Annotated in this window: 2 protein-coding genes and 1 pseudogene; 1 reads left to right on the top strand and 2 read right to left on the bottom strand. The window is 66.8% G+C overall.

The window, feature by feature from the left end; genetic code table 11:
• Positions 1-152: 152 nt before the first annotated feature.
• Together HUW62_RS46595 and HUW62_RS46590 are read right to left on the bottom strand one after the other, a co-directional pair.
• Positions 153-734 (bottom strand): DUF1629 domain-containing protein, encoded by a 582-nt coding sequence (locus HUW62_RS46595; protein WP_176438115.1) that lies wholly within the window; start codon positions 732-734, stop codon positions 153-155.
• Positions 735-743: 9 nt separating this feature from the next.
• A pseudogene (locus tag HUW62_RS46590) lies at positions 744-2,093 on the bottom strand (AHH domain-containing protein).
• 225 nt (positions 2,094-2,318) lie between these two features.
• Between HUW62_RS46590 and HUW62_RS46585 the strand changes: the two are divergent.
• Positions 2,319-2,558, top strand: coding sequence for a hypothetical protein (locus HUW62_RS46585; protein WP_176438114.1), 240 nt, complete (start codon positions 2,319-2,321; stop codon positions 2,556-2,558).
• Positions 2,559-3,023: the final 465 nt, after the last annotated feature.

The following is a 3,023-nucleotide window of genomic DNA, read 5'->3' as shown; positions in this document are numbered from 1 at the left end:
CCCAGTCCACCCCCCACCACCGCCACCGTCTTCGCGTCCATGTCCGTCCTCCGTCGACTCACACCCGGGAAAATCCCGAGCACTCGACGACTCCACGAAAATGGGGGGCGAAAGGTTACAGAGGGCCTGGCGAATACCTCCGGGCCCGGGGTTCACACGTCCGTGAGCGACAGCCCCGTCGCTCCAACACGCATCAGCGCATCTCGAAGGTCCTCGGAGATGATGAGGGCTCCGGGCCAGCCTTCCGGCCGAAAGACGCGGGCCTCTCCCACTTGCGAGGCATCGATTCGAAGACCGCGCACGGAGGCATACTGGCCCACCTTCTCGGGCACTCCGTCCTCGGGCAGCCAGCGCTGAATCCGCGAGGCCTTCTCATCGATGCAGCGGATGAGGCGGGTGGCCACCAGGATGAGATACGCATCCTCGTGCTTGTCGATGTCCACTGGGATGAGCTGAACGTCGATGAGCTGAACGTCGTCGGGTGCCAGCTCGGTGAAGACCGTCGCGACCTTGACGTGCACCACCGGGATTCGCACTCCCGCCTCGGTGAAGTCCAGGGGACGACCCGGCACTTCGATGGGCAGTCTCAGGCACCCTTCCACTGAAACGGGCGCACCCAACCGGAAGCGTTCGGGCTCCTTCACGGCACGGCCCCGAGCGTCGACGGGCATTCCCAGATGCCAACGCCTGGGAGCCTGGACATCATCATGCAGCTCGAAGAAGCGCCGGGACATGGAGGGAACCTACGGTTTTGCTCCGCGAGTGACGAGCAGGTTCAACTCCGTCCCCGGAGTGGCGACCTCCCGTGCGAGCCGCCGTCAAGTGGCTTTCAGGGCAGCTCGGCAGGACAGCACCGTTCGACAGGTCAGCGTCGCCGCGTCCAATTCCTCGAAAACCAGCTCGTGGTAACGCTGAGGGTGCGGCCCCTGATGCCCCTTGATGGGCACGATGTTCTCGGAGTCCTTCAGCTCCATCCCCGCCTTCTGGAAGATGTGCCGGAACCTTGGAGTCCAGGGTCCTCCGCGCACCGAAGAGATGTCGTTCTTGTTGGTGGCGAGATGATGTTGATGCGGAAGCGAGCCACCTCGCGGCGCACGCACGGCCATGGCCACCGCGGTAGGAGCCAGCACCACCGTGAGTCCCGTCGTGGTCGCCGCGACGGACTGAACCCCACCCAGTGCGGCATACGAGAAGCCAGCCTGCGACTCCACGGCGAGCGCCGCCTGCGCGGAGCCTGGCAACCCCGCTGACTTCGCAGCCAGTCCCGCCGTGCTTCCAATCGCCGCTGTCGCCAGCATGACGAAGACACGGGCGGCGTTCTCGCCCAGCACCTCGCCATACTCTCCAGCCGCTTCGCTGAGCTGCGCGAACGTCCTGGATGAATCCACCTTCCGCACCAACGACACCCAGCCATCGATGAGGCGGAGCACCGTATCCACGCCCAGATAGGCGATGGCGGCAGCGGTCATCACCGCCGCGAGCCCCTTGCTCACAGGCTCGGGGAGAGACCACAGGAGCATGTACATGGTGACGGAAGCCAGGACAGTGGCTTGAAGGACGTCGGGGGATACCAGGTCCGCCAAGGCCTCGGCCGTCTCGTCCCACACCGCATCCATGGCGATGGCCATGGCCAGCGTGTACTTGCCGTCACTCCCCAACAAGGGACCTTCATCCAAGTGGCGCAGGCAATCCCCTGCCTTCCGCCGGCGAGCACACCACTCACCGTAGGCGCGCGTGAGTTCCTCATCCGCATAGGTCTCCAGGAGCCGGGGTCCGTCCACCTCCTGCTGCTGCGGAACGAGGCGCTGCCCCTGAGACTCGTACAGGAACGTCCCACTTCGGGAGGGAACACCGAAGAGCGCTCGCGCCTCTCTCATGGGGTGCCGAAAGGGCCGCACATCTCCCGCCAGCTCCGCGACGGCTTGCCCGAAAGCATCAGCCCCCAGCTCCGCCGCCTTCAACTCCGCGCCTGGTTCCTCGCGGGGTGTCACGACGAAAGAGTCCGGGCCCGCCTCGAGGCGGACGACACGTCCCGATGAACACCCCGCCGCCACCAGCGCCAGGAACAGCGGGACCACGGCACGCAGTCTCATGAGGAGCCTCCTCGAACCACCTTGAGCGCCGTGCCTCATCCGCACCAGGACGCGGGGCGTCGTGCTGGGCGCCACACCGTGCGGGCACTCTGGATGCGCCAGACGCACCGCGCCGGTGTCATTTCGAAGAGAGCCTGCCCGCTCACGACTCCACCGTGAGTCGCACTCGTCCAAGCCCCCGGATATGGTGGGGAACTCAGTCAGGGCCGGCCGTTGGGGAGAAACATGCGCTACGCCACCATCACCATCGCCGTCATCGCGGGACTGCTGCTGAGTGGCTGCAGCCGCTGGTGGCTCTACCCCATGCTCCCCTCCACCCCGAACCCCAGGAGCCTCAACCAGCAGCCCGGCGGATGGGAGGAGGACCCCGTCCCGACCAGCGAGCCCGTGTACGGACCGGACCGCGCCTCGGACGCGCCAGACGCGGAAAAAGAAGAGTCCAAGCCCGCCAACGAAGCGCCCTGAAACGTCCCGGCGGCTCACACGGCGCGCGAAGCTCGCGCCCCCTCGGCACGTACCCCATGCCGCGGCTCGACGCCCCGCCGCTCCGCGCTCCGTCGTTCTTCCCGCTGGACCCCGCCCACGACGTCGAGCCCATGCCCGCTCCACCCCAGGACGCGGCGCGTTGTGCCGAGCGACGTGCCGTGCGGGCAGTCTGGATGCGCTGATTCCACCGCTCAGGTGTCATCCCCTGGCGAGCCCTCCCTGACGCGACTTCATCAAGAGTCGCCTGCGCGGAACTCCCGGCTATGGTACGGGCACTCAGGGCCGGCTGGAGACACTCATGCGCCACATCATCTTCGCCATCGTCGCGAGCCTGCTGTTCACCGGATGCAGCAACTACTGGTGGGCTGTCCCCTTCCTCCCCATCGCCCGATTCGACCACCCGAGCACCCGGTCCAACACCCAGCCCGCCTACAGGGAGCCGCC

The sequence above is a fragment of the Myxococcus sp. AM011 genome (assembly GCF_013372595.1).
Lineage (GTDB): Bacteria > Myxococcota > Myxococcia > Myxococcales > Myxococcaceae > Myxococcus > Myxococcus eversor.
Note: the sequence above shows the minus strand (reverse complement) of the source record. Positions and strands in the feature narration are given on the sequence as shown.